Origin of the sequence: Haloplanus rubicundus, from assembly GCF_003342675.1 — an archaeon.
In the GTDB taxonomy this organism is placed as follows: Archaea; Halobacteriota; Halobacteria; order Halobacteriales; family Haloferacaceae; genus Haloplanus; species Haloplanus rubicundus.
Genome location: NZ_CP031148.1, coordinates 2621205 through 2643788, shown reverse-complemented (window position 1 = coordinate 2643788; position 22584 = coordinate 2621205). Strand labels below are relative to the sequence as shown.

28 protein-coding genes and 1 tRNA gene are annotated in these 22584 nt (G+C 69.1%); 18 read left to right on the top strand and 11 right to left on the bottom strand.

The features are described from left to right. Positions 1-62: 62 nt before the first annotated feature. Positions 63-245 (top strand): hypothetical protein, encoded by a 183-nt coding sequence (locus tag DU484_RS14670; protein ID WP_114586702.1) that lies wholly within the window; start codon positions 63-65, stop codon positions 243-245. Here the strand turns inward: DU484_RS14670 and DU484_RS14665 are convergent. Genes DU484_RS14665 through DU484_RS14655 form a run of 3 tightly spaced genes read right to left on the bottom strand, consistent with a single transcriptional unit; the run spans position 242 to position 2311 of the window. Further along, complete coding sequence (locus DU484_RS14665; protein ID WP_114586701.1) at positions 242-559, bottom strand: cupin domain-containing protein; 318 nt, start codon at positions 557-559, stop codon at positions 242-244. The genes DU484_RS14670 and DU484_RS14665 overlap by 4 nt on opposite strands. Before the next feature lie 32 nt (positions 560-591). Further along, on the bottom strand, positions 592-1074 hold the full coding sequence (locus DU484_RS14660; RefSeq protein ID WP_114606310.1) for a cation:proton antiporter regulatory subunit: 483 nt from the start codon (positions 1072-1074) through the stop codon (positions 592-594). 40 nt (positions 1075-1114) lie between these two features. Then, positions 1115-2311, bottom strand: coding sequence for a cation:proton antiporter (locus DU484_RS14655; protein ID WP_114606309.1), 1197 nt, complete (start codon positions 2309-2311; stop codon positions 1115-1117). Between the two features lie 218 nt (positions 2312-2529). On the opposite strand from DU484_RS14655, the gene DU484_RS14650 reads away from it, so the two are divergent. Then, a complete protein-coding gene (locus DU484_RS14650; RefSeq protein WP_157969370.1) occupies positions 2530-3321 on the top strand; it encodes an SIMPL domain-containing protein in 792 nt (263 codons plus the stop codon). A 90-nt stretch (positions 3322-3411) separates the two neighbouring features. On the opposite strand, the gene DU484_RS14645 is transcribed toward DU484_RS14650, so the two are convergent. Continuing rightward, on the bottom strand, positions 3412-3930 hold the full coding sequence (locus DU484_RS14645; protein ID WP_114606307.1) for a phosphopantetheine adenylyltransferase: 519 nt from the start codon (positions 3928-3930) through the stop codon (positions 3412-3414). Between the two features lie 95 nt (positions 3931-4025). Here DU484_RS14645 and DU484_RS14640 point away from each other — a divergent pair, with 95 nt between their 5' ends. Then, positions 4026-4451 (top strand): universal stress protein, encoded by a 426-nt coding sequence (locus DU484_RS14640; RefSeq protein ID WP_114606306.1) that lies wholly within the window; start codon positions 4026-4028, stop codon positions 4449-4451. Positions 4452-4570: 119 nt separating this feature from the next. Then, the gene (locus DU484_RS14635; protein WP_114606305.1) at positions 4571-7330 is read left to right on the top strand and encodes a cation-translocating P-type ATPase; all 2760 of its coding nucleotides are present in this window, start codon (positions 4571-4573) and stop codon (positions 7328-7330) included. A 62-nt stretch (positions 7331-7392) separates the two neighbouring features. On the opposite strand, the gene DU484_RS14630 is transcribed toward DU484_RS14635, so the two are convergent. After that, positions 7393-8313, bottom strand: coding sequence for a sodium:calcium antiporter (locus DU484_RS14630; RefSeq protein WP_114586694.1), 921 nt, complete (start codon positions 8311-8313; stop codon positions 7393-7395). Positions 8314-8413: 100 nt separating this feature from the next. On the opposite strand from DU484_RS14630, the gene DU484_RS14625 reads away from it, so the two are divergent. Next, on the top strand, positions 8414-8704 hold the full coding sequence (locus DU484_RS14625) for a DUF211 domain-containing protein (protein WP_114586693.1): 291 nt from the start codon (positions 8414-8416) through the stop codon (positions 8702-8704). Between the two features lie 4 nt (positions 8705-8708). Further along, complete coding sequence (locus DU484_RS14620) at positions 8709-9290, top strand: VIT1/CCC1 transporter family protein (protein WP_114586692.1); 582 nt, start codon at positions 8709-8711, stop codon at positions 9288-9290. A 403-nt stretch (positions 9291-9693) separates the two neighbouring features. Here the strand turns inward: DU484_RS14620 and DU484_RS14615 are convergent. Further along, positions 9694-9765: transfer RNA gene (locus DU484_RS14615), tRNA-Ala, on the bottom strand. Between the two features lie 241 nt (positions 9766-10006). Here DU484_RS14615 and DU484_RS14610 point away from each other — a divergent pair. From DU484_RS14610 to DU484_RS14590, 5 genes are all read left to right on the top strand, one after another. Further along, complete coding sequence (locus DU484_RS14610) at positions 10007-10471, top strand: 30S ribosomal protein S15 (protein WP_114586691.1); 465 nt, start codon at positions 10007-10009, stop codon at positions 10469-10471. A gap of 1 nt (position 10472) precedes the next feature. Beyond that, on the top strand, positions 10473-11684 hold the full coding sequence (locus DU484_RS14605) for an exonuclease RecJ (protein WP_114606304.1): 1212 nt from the start codon (positions 10473-10475) through the stop codon (positions 11682-11684). Beyond that, positions 11681-11917 (top strand): KEOPS complex subunit Pcc1, encoded by a 237-nt coding sequence (locus DU484_RS14600; RefSeq protein WP_114586689.1) that lies wholly within the window; start codon positions 11681-11683, stop codon positions 11915-11917. Before DU484_RS14605 ends, DU484_RS14600 begins: the two co-directional genes overlap by 4 nt. Beyond that, complete coding sequence (locus DU484_RS14595) at positions 11910-12554, top strand: 30S ribosomal protein S3ae (RefSeq protein ID WP_114606303.1); 645 nt, start codon at positions 11910-11912, stop codon at positions 12552-12554. Before DU484_RS14600 ends, DU484_RS14595 begins: the two co-directional genes overlap by 8 nt. Before the next feature lie 77 nt (positions 12555-12631). Continuing rightward, positions 12632-13861 (top strand): PAS domain S-box protein, encoded by a 1230-nt coding sequence (locus DU484_RS14590; RefSeq protein ID WP_114606302.1) that lies wholly within the window; start codon positions 12632-12634, stop codon positions 13859-13861. Position 13862: 1 nt separating this feature from the next. Here DU484_RS14590 and DU484_RS14585 read toward each other — a convergent pair whose 3' ends face one another. After that, positions 13863-14276 (bottom strand): cupredoxin domain-containing protein, encoded by a 414-nt coding sequence (locus tag DU484_RS14585; protein ID WP_114606301.1) that lies wholly within the window; start codon positions 14274-14276, stop codon positions 13863-13865. Between the two features lie 174 nt (positions 14277-14450). On the opposite strand from DU484_RS14585, the gene DU484_RS14580 reads away from it, so the two are divergent. Further along, positions 14451-15128, top strand: a complete 678-nt coding sequence (locus DU484_RS14580) for a protein sorting system archaetidylserine synthase (protein ID WP_114586685.1) — start codon at positions 14451-14453, stop codon at positions 15126-15128. Positions 15129-15206: 78 nt separating this feature from the next. On the opposite strand, the gene DU484_RS14575 is transcribed toward DU484_RS14580, so the two are convergent. Next, positions 15207-15488: a DUF7111 family protein gene (locus tag DU484_RS14575; RefSeq protein ID WP_114606300.1), complete on the bottom strand. Its 282-nt coding sequence runs from the start codon at positions 15486-15488 to the stop codon at positions 15207-15209. Positions 15489-15526: 38 nt separating this feature from the next. After that, positions 15527-16666, bottom strand: coding sequence for an acyl-CoA dehydrogenase family protein (locus tag DU484_RS14570; protein WP_114586683.1), 1140 nt, complete (start codon positions 16664-16666; stop codon positions 15527-15529). An 84-nt stretch (positions 16667-16750) separates the two neighbouring features. Between DU484_RS14570 and DU484_RS14565 the strand changes: the two genes are divergently transcribed. The 4 genes from DU484_RS14565 (at position 16751) to DU484_RS14550 (ending at position 18613) form a co-directional block, all read left to right on the top strand. Then, the gene (locus DU484_RS14565; RefSeq protein ID WP_114586682.1) at positions 16751-16933 is read left to right on the top strand and encodes a DUF7525 family protein; all 183 of its coding nucleotides are present in this window, start codon (positions 16751-16753) and stop codon (positions 16931-16933) included. 104 nt (positions 16934-17037) lie between these two features. After that, positions 17038-17262, top strand: a complete 225-nt coding sequence (locus tag DU484_RS14560; RefSeq protein ID WP_114586681.1) for a DUF7123 family protein — start codon at positions 17038-17040, stop codon at positions 17260-17262. Between the two features lie 119 nt (positions 17263-17381). Further along, positions 17382-17807: an SRPBCC family protein gene (locus DU484_RS14555; protein WP_114586680.1), complete on the top strand. Its 426-nt coding sequence runs from the start codon at positions 17382-17384 to the stop codon at positions 17805-17807. Beyond that, positions 17804-18613, top strand: a complete 810-nt coding sequence (locus DU484_RS14550) for a carbon-nitrogen family hydrolase (protein WP_114606299.1) — start codon at positions 17804-17806, stop codon at positions 18611-18613. Before DU484_RS14555 ends, DU484_RS14550 begins: the two co-directional genes overlap by 4 nt. Positions 18614-18825: 212 nt before the next feature. On the opposite strand, the gene DU484_RS14545 is transcribed toward DU484_RS14550, so the two are convergent. Next, positions 18826-19623: an RIO1 family regulatory kinase/ATPase domain-containing protein gene (locus tag DU484_RS14545; RefSeq protein WP_114586678.1), complete on the bottom strand. Its 798-nt coding sequence runs from the start codon at positions 19621-19623 to the stop codon at positions 18826-18828. Between the two features lie 86 nt (positions 19624-19709). Between DU484_RS14545 and DU484_RS14540 the strand changes: the two genes are divergently transcribed. After that, on the top strand, positions 19710-20126 hold the full coding sequence (locus DU484_RS14540) for a double zinc ribbon domain-containing protein (protein ID WP_114586677.1): 417 nt from the start codon (positions 19710-19712) through the stop codon (positions 20124-20126). Here the strand turns inward: DU484_RS14540 and DU484_RS14535 are convergent. After that, positions 20123-20785 carry a hypothetical protein gene (locus tag DU484_RS14535; protein WP_114606297.1) on the bottom strand — a complete coding sequence of 221 codons (663 nt, stop codon included), beginning with the start codon at positions 20783-20785 and terminating at the stop codon, positions 20123-20125. The two genes, DU484_RS14540 and DU484_RS14535, sit on opposite strands and share 4 nt — an antisense overlap. A gap of 110 nt (positions 20786-20895) precedes the next feature. Here DU484_RS14535 and DU484_RS14530 point away from each other — a divergent pair, with 110 nt between their 5' ends. Further along, on the top strand, positions 20896-22401 hold the full coding sequence (locus DU484_RS14530) for a uracil-xanthine permease family protein (RefSeq protein ID WP_114606296.1): 1506 nt from the start codon (positions 20896-20898) through the stop codon (positions 22399-22401). Positions 22402-22584 lie beyond the last annotated feature (183 nt).

Genomic DNA, 22584 nt, shown 5'->3' with positions numbered 1-22584 from the left:
GGGCGGAGTAGGCGACGAGCCGGCCGGATCGACCGACGGTGTGGCGATTCAGGCCATCCACCATGAGCGATACGAGCGACACCCGATCCCGACTCGACCGTGCACAGCGACGCGAACTACGCAGCCTCGGCTGGCGGTGGCTCGGTCGGCGTCGGGCGAAGCGCCCCCGATCCATCGACCGCCGGCACCTCGTCGACGCCGACGTCGAGGAGACGGCACTCGTCGACCTGGACGCGCGCGTCTAGGACGCGCCAGCGATCACGAACAGCGAGTCGGCGTCGGCGTCGACCTGCCGCGTCGCCTCGGGATCGACGCGGAGGGCGTCGCCCGCCGACATCGACACCGTCTCGTCCTCGACGGTGACGGTCGCCGCACCCTCGACGAGGACGTACACCTCTTCTTGCCCGTCGTCGGCGTGATCGTGTGCTTTCCCGCTCCAACCCGCCTCGACGTCCAGCACCGAGACGCCGAGGTTCGAACAGTCGAGGCTGTCGCGCAGGAAGTGGAGGCCGCCGCCGACCGGGTCCACGTCGTCGTAGTTGACGAGCGAGTGTGCCATGGTCGACGGGTGGGTCGCGGACGACAAAACCGTTAGGTCGGTTCGACCAGCGCGTCGAGTTCGGCCTGTTCCTCTCGCGTCCCCACCGCCACCAGCAGGTCGCCGGGTTCGAGTCCCGTCTCGGGCGGCGGGTTGGAGATGGTCTCCTCGCCGCGCTGAATCGCGATGATCGAGGTACCGGTCTCGGTTCGAATCCGTGACTCCCCGAGCGTCGTGCCGGCCACCGGGGAGTCGTCGACCACCTCGATCCACTCGATGATGGCGTCGCCCAGCGGCACCGACAGGGAGTCCACGTCGACCGATTCGAAGTACGCCCCTTCGAGGATCGAGCCGAGTCGATTCGCCTGTTCGCCCTTCAGATCGAGGATTTTCTCGCCGTCGGCGTCCGGCCCGTCCCGGCGGAAGAGTTCGCACCGGCCGTCGTGGTGGACGACGACCACCGCGCTCTTCCCCCCCGTGAGTTCGAGTTCGAACTTTCGGCCCACGCCGGGCACTTCCGACTCGTAGACCCGCATACGTTCACTCGACGCGGTTTCGGGTTAAACATGTCGTCGGTCACGATCCGGTCGTCACGAACCGCTCGAACCACCCCGACGCCCCCATCAGCGTCGTCCCGAGCGCGCTCATGACGAGGACGTAGCCCACGGCGGCGGCGTAGATGGTGCGGGCCGTCTCGGGGGCGAGCGTCCCGCCCGCCCCCGAGAGCGCCACCGCCGCGATGATGAGCGAGAACTCGCCGCGGGTGACCATCGCCAGCCCCACCCGGAGCGAGCGGCGGTCGTCGAGGGCGTAGATTCGGCCGCCGAAGAAGCCGCTGAGGAGTTTGGCGGGCGCCGTGACGACGACCATGACGGCGACGACGCCGGCGGCTTCGACGACGACGAACGGGTCGGTGACGAGACCGATCCAGAAGAAGAAGACGGCGGCGAAGACGTCACGGAGCGACGAGAGCGCCGTTTCGAGGTCGTGGACGTACTCCGTCGCGCTGAACGCCATGCCGACGAAGAAGGCGGCGACGGCCTCGCTGACGCCGACGGCGAGCGCCGCGCCCGCGAGCAGGACCGTCACCCCGACCGCCCGGAGGATGAAATACTCGGAGGACGGAGTGTCGAGGAGGCGTTCGAACAGCGTCGTCCCCGCGGCCACGAGGACGAGCAGGAGGGCGATGAAGGCGAAGGCGACGCCGATGGCGCGGGCTGCCGACCACGCGTCGCCGCCGCCCGAGACCAGGGCGACCACCACCGCGAGGTAGACGGCGATGACGAGGTCTTCGAAGACGAGAACGCCGAGCATGGGCGAGCTTTCCGGGTTGGCGATCCACCCCAGATCGAGCAGCGACTTCGTGATGATGGCACTGGAGGAGATGTAGACCACGCCGGCGAGCAGGAGGGCGGGTAGGGGTTCCCCGAAGAGGTAGACGCCGAGCGCGAGACCGACGCCGAAGTTGACGACGAGGTCGATCACCCCGGCGCGACCGATGCGTTCCTTGTCCGCCAGCAGGCGGTCGAGGTTGAACTCCAGGCCGAGAAAAAAGAGGAGGAAGACGATGCCGAGTTCGGCGCCGACGACGACGAACTCGCTCGCGGACACCGCGGGGAGGTCGACGGCGCCGAGGACGGACTCGTTCAGCGCGATGCCCGCGACGATGTAGAACGGAATCGGTGAGAGGTCGAACCGGGCGGCGAGAAAGCCCACGGCGCCGATGGCCGCGAACATGACGCCGACCTCTAGGAGGGTCGTCTCAGCCGCCATCGGGGGGCCTCCAGTCCGGTCGTCGCTCCCCGTTACCGGCGCCGGTCCCTATCGAGCCACCCGTCCCGATCGCCTCCGCGCGCATGTGCTACAAGCCGATCCGTTCCAGCGGTATCAATCCCCCCGCTATCCGGTTCCAGCCACGCCCGCGCTACGTGCCTCAAACGGCCGTTTGTGTCTTCACGAGGGCTTTACCCGTCGCCGCCGACGGGACGACTATGCGACGACAGACACTCGCCACCCTCGGCGTCGCGCTCCTCCTCGCCCTCGCCGGCTGTTCGGCCGGTCCCGAATCGCCGGGGGCCGCCGTGTCGACGCCGACGGATAGCCAGCCAGCCACGGACGCCGAGAGCACCATCCGCGTCGCCGGCAGCGGGAGCGCGGACGCCGAACCGAACCAGGCGGTCGTCCGGGTCGCCGTCGTCGCCGTCGGCTCCGACGCCGCGACGGCCCGGCAACGTCTCGCCGAGAACACCTCACGGATGCGGACCGCGCTCGACCGGATCGGCGTCGGAGACGGACAGATCACCACCGAGCGGTACGACATCTATCAGGATCGGCGCCGGCCCCGCGAAGAGGGCGCCGAACCGCGCGTGCAGTACCGCGCCTCCCACGACTTCGAGATCACGGTCACCGATCCCGACGACGTGGGAGAGGTGATCGACACCGCGGTCCGCAACGGCGCCACGGAGATCAACGACGTCTCCTTCACCCTCTCCACGGAACGGCGTCGGACCCTCGAACGGCGCGCCCGGAGCGCCGCGATGGCCGATGCCCGGTCGAAAGCGAGCGCGCTCGCGACGGACGCGAACCTCACCGTCACGGGCGTGCGGGTGATCCGGACGGGGAGTAGCGGAGCGCCGCGATACGCCGACGCCGGCGGCGCCGCGACGGCGACGGCCGCCCCGACCCCCGCGGCGCCCTCGGACCTCGAATCCGGGCCGGTGACGGTGACGACGACGATTCAGGTCGTCTACGAGGCCGGGCCGCGGACGAACGCGACCGCGTAATTCGGCATCATAGTGACGATTGTAACTCATTACCGGCGTGTTGCCGCTCCTGTTCGGCAACACGCCGGTAAACAGTCACAATAAACACTATCAGTCCAGCAGCCGGCCGTGTTCGTCGATTTCGCCGTTTCGAATTCGAGTGCTGCTGATGCGCTCACCGTCTTCGGCGACGACGAAGGGCGGGGTGTGGATTTCGAGCGGCCGGAGCCCGCTCTCGCGTCGCTCGCGGTTGAGTTCGTGGGCGCGGTACTGCGCTTTCGCCTCCGGCGACGCGACGAGGGCGTCCACGTCCGCCCGCGTCGCGGCCGGGCCGCTCGTGTCGGTCAATTCGACGATTTCGCAGGTGGCCGTGTACGCCGCGGCCGTCTCGTCGAGTTCGGCGTCGAGCGCCGCTCGCCGCTTCTCGAAGGGTCCGAGCAGGTCGGCGTGGGACGGGTCGCTCCGCGTCCGCTTCGCGAGCGCCGTCGACGTGAGGCCGACGACGACGTGCCCGTCGCCGGGGCCGTCGTGACTCGCCGTCTGAAACGCCTCGTGTAGCAGGGCGCGGTGTCCGTTGTGGATCGGCGTGAACGTCCCGCCGAGGATCACGGTTCGATCAGCGCGGCTCATACGCCGCCATCGGGCGGCGCCCCCGTTAACGTGCCGGGCGTCACCGCGTGGGAAGAATGACAAATAATTAATTGGACACTGGCTGTAAGACGGGTATGGGAACGATACTACTGGCGACGGACGGAAGCGAGTACGCGCGACGGGCCGCCCGGGAGGCAATCGATCTCGCCGAGGAGCGCGACGCCACCCTCCACGTCATCTGTGTCGTCGACGAGCGGCGGTTCGACGACCCCGCGCTCAGTTCGGCCGAACTCGCGACGATATACGCGGAGGATCACGCGGTGCTCTCCGTCGACGAGGTGGTCGGGATGGCCGCGGACCGCCCCGTCGACGTCGAGGGCGACACCCGCCACGGCGTTCCCGACGAGATCATCCTCGAATGCGCCGACGAGGTGGACGCGGACACCATCGTCATCGGCGAACACGGCGATCACGAGGAACATTTCTCCGGCGTCGGCCGGCGCGTCACCGATGGCACCGACCGGGACGTGATGATCGTCGAGGCACACCCCAAATCGTAGTCGGCGTCGATCCCAGCCCGTGGATTTAACCGCGCCATCGACAGACATGACACGATACTCGTGACTGGACGCGTCACCGCGGACCGCTCCGGACCGTGGCGTCACCGCCGCGGGTACACATGAGCGCCCAGCCAGCCCCCGACGACGAGGTGGCCTGGCACGGGCTGTCGGTCGCGGAGGCCGTCGACCGACTGGAGACGGACACGGCAGGCCTCGACGCCGACGAGGCCAGTGCCCGTCTCGACGCCTACGGGCCGAACGACATCGTCGCGACCGAAGACGTCTCCCCGCTTCGCATCTTCCTCTCGCAGTTCCGTGATTTCCTCGTCTACCTGCTCGTCCTCGCCGCCCTCCTGTCGCTCGGGATCGGGTTGCTCCCGGGGTCCGACCCCCACTACGCCGACGCGGCGCTGATCCTCCTGATCCTCCTCGCGAACGGCGTCTTCGGGTTCGTTCAGGACTACCGGGCCGAGCGGTCCATCGCCGCGCTCCGCGAACTGTCCGCCCCCGAGGCGACGGTCCTGCGCGACGGCGAGCCGGTCACCGTCGACGCGACGGCCGTGGTCCCCGGCGACGTCCTCGTCCTCGAAGGCGGGGACGCGGTGCCGGCCGACGCCCGACTCGTCGACGCCGCCGGGATGGGGACGGACGAGTCCGCCCTCACCGGCGAGAGCACGAGCGTCTCGAAGTCGGTCGAGGCGGTCGATCCCGACACGCCGCTGGCCGAACGGACCGACATGGTCTACATGAACACCTCGGTCGTCACGGGTCGGGGGCGGGCCGTCGTGGTGCGGACGGGCATGGACACCGAAGTCGGGAGCATCGCCACACAGATCGAATCCGCGCCGGACGACCCGACGCCGTTCCAGGCGGAGGTCGATCACCTCGGCAGACAGATCGGCTACGGCGTCCTCCTGCTCATCACCGTCGTCGCCGCGGTCCAGTTCGCGTTCACGGCCGCGAGTCCCCTGACGGTCCTGCTCGTCGGCGTCACGCTCGCCGTCGCGGCCGTCCCCGAAGGGCTCCCCGCGGTGGTCACGTTCACGCTCGCGCTCGGCTCCCGGCGACTGGTCGAGCGCAACGCCCTGGTCCGCCGCCTGCCCGTCGTCGAGAGTCTGGGTTCGGTCGACACCATTCTCACGGACAAGACCGGGACGCTCACCGAGAACCGGATGACGGTCACGCGGCTCTACGCCGGCGGCGAGACGTACGCGCTCGACGAGGCGGCGTCGGACTCGGCGCTTCTCCCGGCCGGATCGAGCGGCGAGACGGCACTCGCGAACGGGTCCGCCGCCGTCGCCGGCTCCATCGTGTCCGTCCTCCGCTGTGGCGCCCTCTGTAACAACGCGACCCGCACCCCCGACGCCGAGACGACACACCGCGGCGACCCGACCGAAGTCGCGCTCCTGACCGCCGCGGCGGACGCCGGCATCGAGGCCGACGCCGAACGCGTCCGCGAACTCCCCTTCACCTCCGAGCGCGGGCACATGACCGTCGTCGTCGACGACGACCCGCTCACCGCCTACACGAAAGGTGCCCCCGAGGTGGTGCTCGACCGGTGTGATCGCGTCCTCGAAGACGGGTCGGTATCGCCGCTCACCGACGAGAAGCGGGCGGCGATCCTCGAGACCAACCGATCGTTCGCGGGCGACGCGCTCCGGGTTCTCGGCTTCGCGTCCAAGGCGATCGACGACCCCGACGCGAGCGACGACGATATCGAGCGAGGGATGGTCTTTCTCGGCCTGCAGGGGATGCTCGACCCCGCCCGCGAGGAGGTGCCGGGCGCCGTCGCCGACTGCCGGGACGCGGGCATCAGGGTCGTGATGGTCACCGGCGACAACGTCGAGACGGCGAAGGCCATCGGGGCGGACGTGGGCTTCGACCCGACCGGCGCGCTGACCGGGCGGGAGATCGAGGACTACTCCGACGCGGAACTCCGGCGCACCGTCGAGGAGGTGGAGGTGTTCGCCCGCGTCAGCCCCGACCACAAGGTCCGCGTCCTCCGTGCGCTCCAGGCGAACGACCACACGGTGGCGATGACCGGCGACGGCGTCAACGACGCCCCGGCGCTCCGAACCGCCGACGTGGGCATCGCGATGGGCCAGCGCGGCACCGACGTGGCGCGGGGGGCAAGCGACATGATCCTGCAGGACGACAACTTCGCGACGATCCGCGACGCCATCGCCGAGGGTCGCGGGGTCTTCGACAACGTCCGCAAGTTCGTCAACTACCTCCTCTCGGCCAACGCGGGCGAGGTGCTCGTGGTCTTTCTCGGCGTCCTCCTCGGCACCGCCCTCTTTCCCGGCGTCTTCACCACAGGGGCCGAGGCGCTGGTGCTCACGCCGGTGATGCTCCTCTGGATCAATCTGGTTACCGACGGACTGCCGGCACTCGCGCTCGGCGCCGACCCGAAGGCCGACGGCGTCCTCGAACGCCCGCCCCGCCCGCCGGACGAGTCGGTCATCGACCGGCGGACGATGGTCTCCATCGCCGCCATCGGCGTCGTCATGACGGCCACTGGGCTCGCGCTCTTTTTCTACAGTCTGGCGACGGTCGCCGACCTGGTCCGTGCCCAGACGCTCCTGTTTACGTTCCTCGTCGTCGTCGAGGTGGTGCGCATTCAGGTGATCCGCTCGCGGTACGACCTCTCCATCCTGTCGAACCCCTGGCTGCTCGGAGCCATCGCGGTGACACTCCTCTTGCAACTGCTCGTCCTCTACACGCCGCTCGCCGACGCCTTCGCGGTGCAACCGCTCTCGCTCGGCGACTGGGCGCCCGTCACCGTCGCGTTCGCCGGCTTCCTCCTGCTCAACCTCGGGGTGCGTGACTTCCTCGACCGATCCGTTCGGTCGCCGAGCGAGCGAGACGGCGCATCCTAAATCAGTACCGGTCGGTCGCCAAGACGGTCCGTCGACCGTCGGGACGATCCGTCCGAGGCCGCTCACACGACGACGAAGGTGGGGAGATACAGCGCCAGACAGACGACGGCGGCCCGGCGGTCGATCCCGCGCCGCCAGTAAAACAGGCTCAACACGGCTGCGGACGCGACGAACATGTAGACGAGCGACGGCTGGAGCGCCGCGGCGTTCTCGACTGTCACGTCGAAGAGGAGGGCGCCGACGCCCAGCGAGAACACCGGATCGGTGATGTTGCTCCCGAGGATGGAGCCGACCGAGATGCCACCCCGCCCCTCGTGGGCGGCGATGCCGGCGACGACGATTTCCGGCAGGGTCGTCCCCAGCCCGGTCAGCAGGCCGATCAGGTACTCGGGGATGCCGAGCGTCGCCGCGAGCGCGACGCCGTTCGTGACCATGAGCTGTCCCCCGACGACGACCAGCGCCAGGCCGCCGAGAATGCCGGGGAGGGCGTTCTCCGGCTCCGCCGGTTCCTCGATTACCTCCTCAGCTATCTCCGCGCCACCCTCGTTCGTGTAGAGCGTGTAGACGAACTGGAGGTAGGCCAGCATCATGAGAAACCCCTCCGAGCGGACGATCACGCCGTCGTCGAGCGTGAGGGCCATGACGATCATCGCCAGCAACATCGCGGAGCCGTAGACGAGGACGTTCCGTCGCTCGGTGACGAACGGGGCGATCAGCGCGACGATACCGATGGCGAGGGTTATCTGTGCCGTCTCGGAGCCGACGATGTTGCCGACGACCAGGTCGCCCGCCCCGTAGTACGCGGCGTACACCGAGGTGACCATCTCGGGCACCGACGTGCCGACCGAGACGAGGGTCACGCCGATGAAGAACGGCGAGACGCCGTAGTAGAGCGCGAGGTCACCCGCCCCCGTCACCGCACGGTCGGCGCCGAGCACGAGCGCGGCCAGCCCTCCGAGAAAGAGCGCGGCGTCGACGAGCATCACGACCCCAATCGTGGCCCCGAGTAGTAAAGCCGGTTGCCGTCCCCCGCGCGTGACAACGTCCCGATGTTTTTAGACTGTGCCGCTCCCACGACGACCCATGGCATCCGTCCGACGCCTCGTCCTCGACGTGCTCAAGCCCCACGACCCGCCGCTCGTGGACTTCACCGACCAGCTCTCCCGGGTGGACGGCGTCGCGGGCGCCACCTGCACGCTCGTCGAACTGGATCGCGAGGTGCAGAACGTCGAGGTGACGCTGGAAGGCGAGAACCTCGACATCGGAGCGGTCGAGGAGACCATCGACGAACTCGGCGGCACCGTCCACTCCATCGACCTGGTCGCCTGCGGTGACCGCCTCGTGACCCCCCAGCGGCCGCCCCGCGACGCCTGAGCCCGTGGCTTCCGTTCGTCGGCTCCTCCGACGGTTGCTCGCGAAGGAGGACATCCTCGCGATTTCGCGTCGCTACTTCGTCTCCAACGGCTTCGACGGCACCCTCACGGCCATCGGCATCGTCGTCGGCGCCGTCCTCTCCGGCGTTCCCGACGGAGCGACGGTCGTCAAAATTGGGCTGGGCGCCGCCGTCGGCCTCGGCACCTCCGCCGTCTGGAGCGTCTGGGAGATCGAACGCGCCGAGACCAGAGCCGAGATCCTCCGCCTCGAACGCGCGATGCTCACCGACCTCGACGACACGCGCATCCAGCACGAACAGCGCGGTGCCCGCCTCCTCCACGCCACCACGAGCGGGCTCGGCCCACTCATCGGCATCCTCGTTCCCCTCGTCCCGTTCCTGTTCGAGGGGTCGGTGTTCACGATGGGCGAGGCCGCCCTGATCGCCGTCGGCCTCGGGGTCGGCGTTCTGAGCGCGTTCGGGGCCTACATGGGCTCGATCTCCGGCCAGCGGTGGTACGTCGCCGCGGCGCGCATGGGGCTGGCGGGGCTGGTGGTGGCGGGGATCAACTGGCTGTTGCCGGGGTGACCGTTGCTCCCAGTAAGACGACCGAGAGCGACGAGGGACGGAACCGATCGGAATGAGTCGAGCGGACTCGCCGGGAGTCCCGCGAGCGACCGCAGGGAGCGAGGGGGACTCAGGCGAGTCCATTGACTGGAGCGAACGAAGTGAGCGAAAGGAAATGGACTCGCCGGGATTCTGAACCACGGGAAGACGGTCGCCTCGCTCCGCTCGGCGCTGCGACTTCCCTGATTAAAATCCCGGCTCGACCATTCTCACTCCCTCGCCACGGCTCGGTCGTTCCGATGGACTCGCCGGGATTCTGAACCACGGGAAGACGGTCGCCTCGCTCCGCTCGGCGCTGCGACTTCCCTGATTAAAATCCCGGCTCGACCATTCTCACTCCCTCGCCACGGCTCGGTCGTTCCGATGGACTCGCCGGGATTTGAACCCGGGGCCTCTCCCATGCCAAGGGAGTGATCTACCCCTGATCTACGAGCCCGCGTCGCAACGAATCGTACCGCGGTCCGAATAATAAGGGCTTCGACTCGTCCGTATGCGGGCCGGTGACACCGTCCTCGACCCCTTCGAAACGGTTTAATGTTCGATTCCCGAAGATGTCGACGGGAACGCCGCGACCGCAAATCCGACTCGCCCATCTGGGCTTGGGATTGCGGGAGTGCGTGTACCGACAGCCGTCGGTGCACATACGCTTCTGCGGTCCGTGCAGTTCCAACCCATCTATGGCACGAATGCACACCCGCCGCCGTGGCTCGTCCGGATCGGACAAGCCGGTGGCAGACGAACCCCCGGAGTGGAGCGACGTAGACACGGATGCGATCGAGGAGCGCGTGGTCGAACTCGCCGAACAGGGCCACGACCCGAGCGTCATCGGGATGAAGCTCCGTGACGAGGGCGTGAAGGGCACGCCGATCCCCGACGTGAAGCTGGCGACGGGGAAGAAGCTCACGGAGATTCTGGAGGACAACGACGCCGACGGCGACCTGCCGTCGGACCTGCGCAACCTGATGCAGCGGGCGATCCGCCTGCGCGAGCACATGGAGGCGAACCCGCAGGACCACCAGAACAAGCGCGCGCTCCAGAACACCGAGTCGAAGATCCGTCGCCTGGTCAACTACTACCGTGGCGACGCCCTCGACGAGGACTTCCGCTACAGCTACGACGTCGCCGTCGAGCTACTCGAATAGGATGTCGACCGCGCCCGCAGTCCCCGAGGATGCCGCCGACGCCGGCGAGATAGCCGCGGCGCTCCGCGAGGCCCCGTTCGTTCGGGTCGTCGCGGCCGCCGACGGCGACGCGCTGGCCGCCAGCGGCGTCCTCGCGCGGGCGTGCCGGGAGCGTTCGACCCCCTTCCAGGTGCGCGTCGATCCGATCCCCAACCTGACGCCGGGCGAGGGCGACGACCTCGTCGTCGGCGTCGGCGCGGCGGGCGGCGACGTGGCACTCGCGGGCGCCGAGCCAGCGAGTCTCGTCGCCGCGGCGGCGGCGCGCGAACTCGGTGTCGACCCCGACCCGACGCTCGCGCTCGCCGGCGTCGCGACGGCGGATCGGCCGCTCGATTCGGGCGACGCGGCGGTGCTGCTCGACGCGGCGCGCGAGCGGACGGCGGTCGAGCGCCGGCCGGGGGTGGCGACGCCGACGCCGGATCTCGCGGACGGACTGGCACACTCGACGCTCGTCTCGGCGCCGGTCTCGGGCGATCCCGAGATGGCGCGGGAAGCGCTGTCGAGGCTCGATCTGCCGTCGGACCCGACCGAGGAGGACCGCCGCCGACTCGCGTCGTGGCTGGCCATCGAGGCGACGGCGTCGTCGGCGCGGGCGACCGAGGCAGTCGAGCGGGCATTGCGCCCGCACGCGACGCCCGACGCCCGGGTCGCGACGATAGAGGGCTTCGGCGACGCGCTGGACGCGGTCGCTCGCGAGCGGCCGGGAACGGGCGTCGCCCTCGCCATCCGCGACGGCGGGCCGGTGACGGCCACCCTCGACGCGTGGCGCGGCCACGCCCGCGCGGTCCACGAGGCGCTGACCACGGCGACGACGGGCCGGTACGACGGCGTCTTCGTCGCGCGCGTCGACGAGGCCGATCCCGGGCGACTCGGGACGGTCGCACGACTCTGTCGTGACTTTCAGTCGCCGGAGCCGGTCGTGTTGGTCGTCGGGGGCGCGGCTACTGCCGCGGGAAGTGACGGCGCGGCTACTGCCGCGGGAAGTGACGGCGCGGCTACTGCCGCGGCCGCGGCGAGCGTCGACGACGCTCGACTCGCCGACGCGACCCGCGAGGCGGTGCAGTCGGTCGACGGGGACGGAACGAGCGCCGGCGACGCCCGACGGGCGACGGCGCGGTTCGACGCGGACGGAGAGGTATCGCGGTTCATCACGGCGTTCAGGGAGGCGCTATGAAACGCGCCTGTATCGAGACGACCCACGACGACGCGGCGACTGTCGCGGCCGCACTCCGGCCGGACGACACGCCGTCGATGTCGACGGTCGTGACGGACGACGGCGTCCGCACGACGGTCGAACGCGACACCGTCGGCGGGTTGCAGTCGACCGTGGACGACTACGTGGTGAACCTGACGGTCGCGGAGACCGTCGCACGAACGGCACGCGAACACAGACAAACCCATGAGTGAACGTTCAGTATCCAAGCAGAAGCGAGGCAAGCGCTGGTACACGATTTTCGCCCCGGAGCAGTACGACCGGGCGGAACTCGGCCAGACGGTTGCCGACGAACCGCAAAAAGTCATCGGACGAACGATCGAAACGACCCTCGGCGAACTCACCGACGACGCCGGGGCGAACAACACCAAACTCACCTTCAAGATCACGGACGTGGGCTCGGACGCCGCCTACACGGAGTTCGTCAAGCACGAACTCACGCGGGACTACCTTCGTAGTCTCGTGCGCCGCGGCGCCTCGAAGGTCGACGCGACGATCACGGTGCTGACGACGGACGACTACCGCGTCCGCGTCCAGCCCGTCGCGTTCACGACGAAGAAGGCCGACCGCAGTCAGGAACAGGCCATCCGTCGCATCATGATCGACATCATCGAGGACGCCGCCGCCGAACGCGACTTCCAGTCCTTCGTCGAGAGCGCCGTCGAGGGCCGACTCTCCTCGGCCATCTACGGCGACGCGAAGACGGTCTACCCGCTCCGCCGGGTCGAAATCCAGAAGCTCACCCTCGAAGCGCGACCCGAAGAGGTCGCCGCCGAGGAAGAGGCCGCCGTCGACGTCGACGAGGAAGACGTCGCCGTCGACGAGGACTGAGTTCGAACGCGACGTTTTTCTCACCCCCGCCACGGAGCGGGAAGTTTATACGCCACCCTGTTTTAGGCCAGCCTAAAATGAACGGCTCCACGGATCAGGTCGCCGGCGCGGTGTTTCGCGCGCTCACCCAGCGCGGACACGACGAGGTGCAGCGAGTCGTCGTGGACGCCTACGCCGAGGCCGACGAGGTGTCGGATCGGGCGGGACTCTCCCGGACGATGTTCGCCGAACTGCTCGACGCACTCGACCGGCATCTGGACAGCGAGCAGCAGGTCGACGTGCTCACCGCGGCCGTCGAGGGGCTGGTCGAGCGGTTTTCGACGGTCGTCGACGCGGCACCGGTCGCCATCTGTGCGGTCGACGGTGACGGCGTCGTTCAGCTGTGGAATCCGGCGGCCGAGCGCACGTTCGACCGCGACCGCTCGTCGATGATCGGTCGGTCGTTCGCGACCGTGTGGGCCGACGACGAGGGGACGATCACGCTGGCGGAGTGTCTTGGCCGCCTCCGCGACGGCGAGGCCATCGTGGGGGCGGAGGCGACGCTTCGGCGACCCGACGGCTCGCTGCTCGACGCGCAGGTCTGGGCCGCGCCGCTGGACGAGGACCGAATCGACGGCGCGACGTTTCTCGTCCACGACGTGACCGAACGCCGGGCGCGCCGCCAGCGACTCGCCGTCCTCAACAGGGTGTTGCGCCACAACATCCGCAACGAGGTGAACGTCGCGGCGGGGCATCTCGACCGCCTCGCGACGCGCGTGCCCGACGACGACCCCAGCCTCGGGGTCGTTCGCGACCGGCTGGACGCCATCGTCGAACTCGGCGAGACGGCCCGTCGGATCGAACGGGTTGCCGACGCCGACCGCACCGAGACGGTGACGGTCGACCTGGTCGACGTGTTGACCGACCGCATCGAGCGCCTGCGACGCGAGGCACCCGAGGCGTCGGTGAGCGTCACGCTTCCGGACCGGGCGCCCGCCGTCGGCCACGAACTCCTCCCGAACGCCTTCGACGACGTCCTCGAGAACGCGGTCGAACACAACGACGCTGCCCGTCCGAACGTGGCGGTCGACCTCACGCCGCCCGCGACCGAGGAGGGCCGCGTCTCGGTCCGCATCGCCGACGACGGCCCCGGACTCCCGTCGGTCGAGCGGCGGGTGCTCCGGACGGCCGAGGAGACACAGCTCACCCACAGCACCGGGCTGGGACTGTGGCTCACCAACTGGATCGTTCGTGCGTCGAGCGGACGAATCGACGTGGCCTCCGACGACGCCGGGACGACCGTCGTGATCGAACTGCCGACCCCGTAGGCTATTCGACGACGACCTGTCCGACCATCCCGCCGCGCTCGTGGGGGATGCAGAAGTAGTTGTAGGTGCCGGGCACCTCGAAAGTGTGGGCGTATCGCTGGCCGTTGGTGATCGCGCCGTGCATGCCGTCCCACGCGTCCCGGGCGGCGGCCTCGGAGTCGTAGCCGCCGGTGGCGAAGTAGTCGGCGTCCTCCGGGATGCCGCCCTCGTAGGCAGTGATGGAGTGGGCGCGGGCGCTGTTGTTGTACCAGACGAGCTCCTCGCCGGCGTCGACGGTGATCGTCGCGGGTTCGAACGCCACCGCGGTCATGCCCACGTCGCCGTCGACGCCGCCCAGAGAGCCGACGGCGGTACAGCCGGCTCCCCCCGTGGCGACCACCGCTCCCAACGTCGCGAGCATCCGGCGTCTGCGCATACGCGAACCTCGGGGGTCGACGGATAAATGCGGCGTGGTTCGACGGTCGAAACGGGCGATACCACCCCAGCAGTCCCCGTTTCGGGCCCTGCGCACCCCGGAACGGCGCCGGTCTTGCTCGACGTCCAGCCGGCAGTATAAAGACGTAAATCCCCGGTGGCTGAGTGAGCGACTATGCAACCGCGGTTCGTGGGGCGACTGGGTCTCGCGGACGCCGTCACGGTCAGCAACGCGATGCTCGGCTTTCTGGCGGCGTTCGTCGCGACCCGCGACGCGGGCCTCGCCGCCCGCATCGTCCTGCTCGCGGCCGTCATGGACGGTCTCGACGGCGTCGTCGCCCGCAAGCGCGGCGGGACCCTCGCCGGCCCCTACCTCGACTCGCTCGCGGACGTGGCCTCCTTCGGCGTCGCGCCCGCCCTCCTCGTCGCCTCGCGGGCGGCCGACGTGTGGTCGTGGGGGACCGACCCGCTCGCGTACGGCCTCGCGCTCCTCGTCCCCGCCGTCTACGTCGCCATGGCGGTCACCCGCCTCGGCCTCTACACCGCCTACGACAGCGACGCCTCAGAGACCAAGGGCGTGCCGTCGACGCTCGCGGCGACAGTGCTCTCGGCGGGCGTCCTCGCGGGCTTCGTCGGGCCGTCGCTCCTCGTTGCCCTCTCGGGACTGCTCGCGGCGCTGATGGTGACACAGATCACGTATCCGGACCTCCACCCGCAGGACGCCCTCGTGATGGGGGTCGTGCAGGTCCTCGCCATCTCGCTCCGCGGCCGTCCCGGCGAGGTGTTCGCGTTCGCCCTCCTCTTTCTCGCGCTCGCGTACCTGTTCCTCGGGCCACGCTTCTACTGGACCTGATCGTCGGGCTCGTCGTACGTCACGATGGCTGCTCGCCGGACCGCGACGGCGACCATCCATCGACAGGGACGACGAGCCCTACATCCCCATGTCGCTCGCTTCCTCGGGGACCGGCAGGTCGGCGACGCGCACGCCGAGGAGTTCCGCCGCGTGGTCGAGCGCCATGTCGAAGCCGTAGTACTTCTCCAGTTCGTCGTCGTCGGGTGTGTGCCGGACTTTCACCATCGCGTAGCCCTCGACGTTCTGGGCGATGGCCGCCGTTCGACCGTCCCGGTCGAACGCGAGGACGCGTTCGTCGCCGGTCTCGTAGTAGCGAGCGGTGACGCCCTCGTCCGCCGTCGAGTCGCCGCTTTCGGTCATGGTCGTCCGTCAGGACTGGGGGGAGTCGAACCTTCCGGTTACCGAACTTCGTCCGCGATGGTGTTGCGAAGCACCTCGCTCGTCCCCTCGTAGATTTCGTTGAGCTTCGCGTCGCGGTAGAACCGCTCGACCGGGAAGTCCTTCGTGTAGCCGTAGCCGCCGTGGATCTGGATGGCCTCGTTCGCCACTTCCCGACTCACCTCGCTGGCGTAGAGTTTGGCCTGTGCGGCCTCTTTGACGAACCGTTTGCCCTCCAGCTTGCGGTCGGCGGCGTAATGCATCAGGAGCCTCGCCGTCTCGACTTTCGTGTCCATGTCGGCGAGTTTGTGGCCGATGGCCTGAAAGTCGCCGATGGGCTGGCCGAACTGCTCGCGCTCGTTCGCGTAGGCGACGGCCTCGTCGAGGGCCGCCTGCGCGATGCCGACGCCGCGGGCGGCGATGGTGATGCGCCCGGTGTTGAGCGTCTTCAGCGCCTGCACGAAGCCGTCGCCCTCCTCGCCGAGGCGGCGGTCGGCCGGAATCCGGAGGTCCGAAAAGCGGAGTTCGGCGGTCGGACAGCCCTTATCGCCCAACTTCTTCTCGGTCCCCTCGACGTAGAAGCCGTCGTCCTCACCGGGTCGGACGATAAAAGAGGAGATGCCCTTCCGACCCGCGTCGGGGTCGGTCTTGGCGAACAGGACGACCGTGTCGGCGACGGAGCCGTTGGAGATCCAGAGCTTCTCGCCGTCGATGACGTACTCGTCGCCGTCGCGGATGGCCGTCGTCACCATCGCGGGCACGTCGCTGCCCGCGCCGGCCTCCGAGAGCGCGAAGGCGCCGATGTCCGCGCCCTCGTTCAGCGGCGTCAGGAACCGCTCTTTCTGGTCCTCGTCGGCGAACGAGTCCAGCATCCCGCCGGCGAGGCTGGTGTGGGCGGCGACGATGGTGCCGAGACCGCCGCTCCCCCGGCTAATCTCCGCGAGGGCGGCCGCGTAGGCGTGGTAGTCGAGGCCGGCGCCGCCGTACTCCTCGTCGAAGGGCATCCCCATGAGTCCGAGCGCGGCCATGTCGTCGATCAGGCCGCGGGGGAACTCGTCGGCCTCGTCGATGTCGCCGGCGACGGGGACGATCTCCTCGTCGACGAACTCGGCCACCATGTCCCGAATCTGGGCACTCTCCGCGGAGAGGCTGAAGTCCATACCGGGCGTACGGTCCCCGGCGCTTATATGTTGGTCGTCGTCCCCATCGAAGGGGCTAAGTGTGCGCCCTCGGACCCTGCGTACATGGCACTCGACGCGGCCGGGACGGACAAGGGAGTGGGGTTCGGCGTGCTGTTCGGCATCCTCGCAGTCGTGGGCGCGCTGGCGATGCTCGCCGCCCCCGGACAGTTGACGAAAGCCGGCGGGTTCGCGCTCGCGATGGTGGCCGCGCTCTGCTCGGTCGTGGCGATTCAGGCGTACGCCTGACGCTGCCGGCCGTTCGGGATGGACTACGGTACCGACCGACGACGGTCGGTTCGCGGTCGGGCTTGAAAGAGTTAAGACCTTGAGTCACCTACGAGGGGTGAACGATGACCTCACTGACCGAAGAGGAACGGCGAATCCTCGCGTACCTCCACGACAGCGTCTCTCGGGGTGAACGCTACTTCCGCGCGAAGAACATCGCCGACGCCATCGGGTTGACGGCCAAGCAGGTCGGCTCTCGTCTCCCCCGTCTGGCCGAGAAGTCCGAGGACGTCGAAATCGAGAAGTGGGGACGCGCCCGGTCGACGACGTGGCGTGTCACGCAAGGGTGACGTAGCCGGGCCGTCAGCGTCACTATCGAGTGATTCTCCCCCGCCCGCGGTGAGCGCTCCGGGTGGCCGACGACCCTCCGAACCCACGGCTTTTTTACGATTCGACGGCACCACATCGTATGACCGTACGTGTCCGGCGGACGTTCGAGTTCGAGGCGCCGCCCGAGCGCGTCTGGGACTTCATCTCCGATCCCGGCAAGCGTGCCGCCGCGATCAGCGTCGTCCGCGACTACGAGGTCGACGGCAACGACGCGACGTGGCAGATCGACCTCCAGCTCCCGCTCGTGGACCGCACCGCGACCGTCGAGACCGAGGACATCGAGCGGGAGGAGCCCCGGTACGTGAAGTTCGTGGGCAAGTCCTCGGTGATGCGCGTCACCGGCGAACACCGTATCGAGGACACCGAGACGGGCTGTCGCCTCCACAACGAGTTCGTCGTCGACGGCCGTCTGCCCGGCGTCGAACGCTTCTTCAAGAAACGTCTCGACGCCGAACTCGACAACCTCGACGCGGCGCTCAGGCGTGACCTCGAACTCCCGGCATGAAGATCGCACTCGCTCAACTCGACCAGACCGCCGGCGACGTGACCGAGAACGTCGACCGTGCGGCGACGGCCGTCGCCGATGCCGCCACCCGCGGCGCCGACCTGGTCGTCCTCCCCGAACTGTTCACGGTCGGCTTCTTCGCCTTCGAGTCGTACGCCCGCGTGGCGGAGGGACTGGACGGCCCGACGTTCGGTCGGCTGGCCGACGTGGCCGCCGACCACGGCGTCGGCCTCCTGGCGGGAAGCCACGTCGAGGACCTCGAAGCCAGCGCCGACGCGGGCGTCGACGTGCCCGCGACCGAGGGACTGGCGAACACCTGCGTCTTCTACGACCGCGACGGGAAGCGCCGGGCCGTCTACCGCAAACACCACCTCTTCGGCTACGAGTCCGCGGAGGCACGCCTGCTCACGTCCGGCGAACGCCTCTCGACCGTCGAGTTCGAGGGCTTCACCGTCGGGATGTCGACGTGTTACGACCTCCGCTTTCCCGAACTCTACCGTCGGCTCGCGGATCGGGGCGTGACGCTCGTCTGCGTCCCGAGCGCGTGGCCGTTCCCCCGGGTCGAACACTGGAAGACGCTGGCGCGGGCGCGGGCCATCGAGAACCTCACCTACGTCGCGGCGACGAACGGCGCCGCCGAGTTCGAGGACGCGACCCTCCTCGGCCGGTCGACCGTCTACGACCCGTGGGGGACGACGCTCGCGAGCGCAGGCGACGACCCGGCCCTCGTCGTCGCCGATCTCGACCCCGACCGGATCGAGTCGGTCCGCGAGGAGTTTCCGGCGCTGCGGGACCGGCGCGACTGATCGCCGGTCGTGCCGGGGTCGGAGGGTTTATGAGTCAGAGGGCGCAAACGGCTGATGCCGACGCATCGACGCTTTTCTCGTCGAGACTCGGCAACCAACAACTCCACCACGTCGTCGCTCGCCCCGGCCTCGGTCCGGATCGCCTCTCGCCCGGCAGGCCGATCCGGACCTCCTTCGTCCCGTCACATCCCGCCTCCTCGTCCACCCTTCCGCTACGCGGCGCGTTTCTCGATCTCGCCTTTGAGCGCCGCGGCGTCGAAGCCGTGATCCGGGCGGATGTTGACGAAATCCAGGAAATCACGCGCTGCGAGGAGTTCCGCCGTCGTGTAGGCCGTCGCCGCGGCGTCGACGGTCGCCGCCGCACCGATGAGGGGTTCGAGCGCCGCCAGCCCGCAGGCGGCGTCGTAGGACCGCGCGTCCTCCCGATTCTCCGAGCCGACGTTCGTCGCGTCGATGAAGTAGAGGTCGCCGTCGAGGATGAGGACGTTCTCCGCTCGCAGGTCGCCGTGTGCGAGGCCGTGGTCGTGCATCGTCCGGAGCGCGGCGAACAGTTCCGGCGCGAGTTCGCGTTCAGTCTCCCGGTCGAGTTCGTCGAGTGGGCGGAACTCGGGGAGATATTCGAGGACGACGACGCCGAGACCGTCGACTTCCAGGGCTTCGAGCGGTTCGGGCGCGTTTAGACCGATCTCGCGCATCTTCTCGGTCGCCTCGAGTTCGTGTTTCGCCATGCCGTAGGGCGTCCCGAAGTGTTCGAAAAAGCCCTCGGTGCCCGCCGAGAAGACGCCGAGGTTGCGCCCAGTCGTGATGAGGGCGTGGACCAGCGAGTTCTGCTTGGAGATGACCTTCACGAACAGGTCCTCGTCGAGGACCAGCGGCGTCGAGAGCCAGTTGTCGGCGTCGAGATATCGGACCGACGGCTCCTCACGGCCGTACCGTGCCGCGATTTCGTCGATCACGCTGTCGAGGCGGTCGTCGTCGATCCGACCGCGGAGGAGCCGCCGAATTTCCATCGCTCCCCCCTATGCCATCGGTGGGGATATATCATTGGTCGACGGGCGACACAAGACCTTTCAGCCCGCGTGTTCGTCCATCGCGCGTGTCCAGTCACGGCCTCCTCCTGATCGTTGCCCTCTGCTGGATCACCATCGCCGCCGCCGTCGGCATCCACGCCAGCGGTCGCGGCCGATCCGGCTTCGTCTGGGGACTCGTCACGTTCCTCCTCGGGGTGTTCGGCGTCGTCGTCTACCTGCTGGCACTGCTGCTCACCGACGACCCGGAAGACGGTGCGGACGGCGACGACGCCCCCGACCGCTTCCGCCGCTGTCCGGCGTGCGCGACGCGACACGACGGGACGCCCAACTTCTGTGCCGAGTGTGGCGAACCCCTCGACGAGGGAAACGACGTCGTCGACGCGCGACTGCTCCGGAGCGGGTCGCGGGGCTACTGTAGCAACTGCAAGACTCAGGTTGCGCTCGACGCCGACGGCTGTCCGGACTGTGGCGCCGCCTTCTAGCTATCCAGCGCGGCCGACAGCGCCCGAGCCGCCCGTTCGCCGTCCGACTTCGGCACGGACAGCCGCACGGGGTCGTCGCCGAAGCGGTCGACGACCAGCGCCGGCCGGCGCGTCCGGAGGTAGCGCGCCAGGAGACCCAGGGCGCCGACGACGAGGGCGCCGCCGCCGACGAGGAGGAGCGTCGTGAGCACCGACAGCGCCGCCGCGAGCGCGTCGGTCACCGCGAGAACGCTCCCGACGGGGGCGGCCCCAGTGCTCGCCGGGTCCATCGACAGCGTTTCTCCGAGGTTCATCGCCCGGAGCGCGACGCCACCGCCGAGGCCCGCCAGCCCGTAGACGGCGGCCCGGAGTCCCCAGCCGAGGAGTCGCTTGTCGCCCGCGGCGTCGACGGCCACGTCGCTCACGTTCGGCCGGTCGACCGCCTCGAACCGTCGGCCGTCCGTGGTCGGATTGTACGCCAGCACGCGGTGGGTCGTGACGGCCGCCCAGCCGGCGCCGAGGGGCGTCCGCTCGACGACCCGCTCGCCCCGATAACAGAGGGTTTCGGGGTCGTACTCGGCCGAGCCGACCGGGTCGGCTCGCCCCGCGCTCTCGGTGTCGATTCCATCGCTCGCGCCCGGTGTTGCCGGCCGCCCGTCGGCGCCGCCGTCCCGCTCCATCGGGCGGGTGGACGGCCGCCGCCGCCGTGACGCTTTCGGCCGATCCGATCCGGGCGATTTTAGATGCTTCCCCGGAGAGGTGCGCGGTATGCTACTGGTGGGTCGGAACGATGAGTGATCGGGAGGACCGTGCGGGGTTCGTCTCGTACGGCATCGACGACAAACCGCCGCTCGGCACGTCGGTGCTGCTCGGCGTCCAGCATTACCTGACGATGGTCGGCGCGAACGTCGCCGTCCCGCTGATCCTCGCGGGGGCGCTCGGAATGCCCGAGTCGGTGATCCCGCGCTTCGTCGGCACGTTCTTCGTCGTCTCGGGAATCGCGACGCTCGCCCAGACGACGTTCGGCAACCGCTACCCCATCGTGCAGGGGGCGCCCTTCTCGATGTTGGCGCCGGCGCTCGCGGTCATCGGCGTCGTGCAGGCGAGCAACCCGACGGGGCCGGCGTGGGAGGCCGCACTCCTGCAACTCCAGGGTGCCATCGTCGTCGCCGCCGTCGTGGAGGTGGCGGTGGGCTACTTCGGCCTGCTCGGCCGGCTCCGGACGTTCATCTCGCCGGTCATCATCGCGCCGACCATCGCGCTGATCGGCCTCGCGCTGTTCAACGCGCCGCAGGTGACGAGCGCGACGGGCAACTGGTGGTTGCTGGGGCTGACGCTCGGCCTGATCGTCCTGTTCTCGCAGTATCTCGGCGACGCCTCGCGGGCCTTTCAGCTGTTCCCGGTCCTGCTCGGCGTCGTCGTCGCGTGGGTGATCGCCGCCGTCCTCTCGGTGGCGGGCGTCTACGCGCCGGGCACGTCGGGTTACGTCGACCTCGCGTCCGTCGCCGCGGCGCCGGCGGTCATGCCCATCTACCCGCTCCAGTGGGGGGTCCCGCGGGTCGAGACGGCCTACGTCATCGGGATGCTCGCGGGCGTCGCGGCCTCCATGCTGGAGTCGTTCGGCGACTACCACGCCGTCGCCCGACTCTCGGGCATCGGCGCCCCGAGCGAGGAGCGCATCAACCACGGCATCGGGATGGAAGGCCTGATGAACGTCTTCGCCGGCCTCATGGGCACCGGTGGCTCCACCTCCTACTCGGAGAACATCGGCGCCATCGGCCTGACCGGCGTCGCCTCGCGCTACGTCGTCCAGATCGGTGCCGCGGTGATGCTCGTGGTCGGCTTCGTCGGCTACTTCGGCCAACTGATCGCGACCATCCCCGACCCCATCGTCGGCGGCCTCTACGTCGCCATGTTCGGCCAGATCGTCGCCGTCGGCCTCTCGAATCTGGAGTACGTCGACCTCGACTCCTCGCGAAACGTCTTCGTCGTCGGCATCGCGCTCTTTACGGGTCTCGCCATCCCGGCCTACATGGGCAACGTGGGGAGTGCGGCTGCCTTCCGCGAGGGGATGCGCGGGGTCGCCGTCCTCGGTCCGGTCCTCGGCGCCCGGGCCGTCGCCGACACCGTCTACGTCATCGGATCGACGGGCATGGCCGTCGGCGGCCTCGTCGCGTTCGTCCTCGACAACACCATCGAGGGGACCCGCGAGGAACGCGGCCTCGTCGAGTGGGAACAGGCGACCGAGGACGACGCCGCCTTCACGTCCGCGTTCGACCGGTTCCTTCGCGACTGAGATCGGTTTCGGCTAACCTAAAAATCGATGCGTTTTTGTTCCTTTAGGTTAACCTAAAATTGTGCAGCGACTCGAACGACGACCACTCGACCCGTCCGGTCGGTCGACCTCGCGACGGATCGGCGGACGCGATGCACGGGAGGGCCGAATCGGGACGGCGTGAACCCGGGAGTCGCCCGCTCC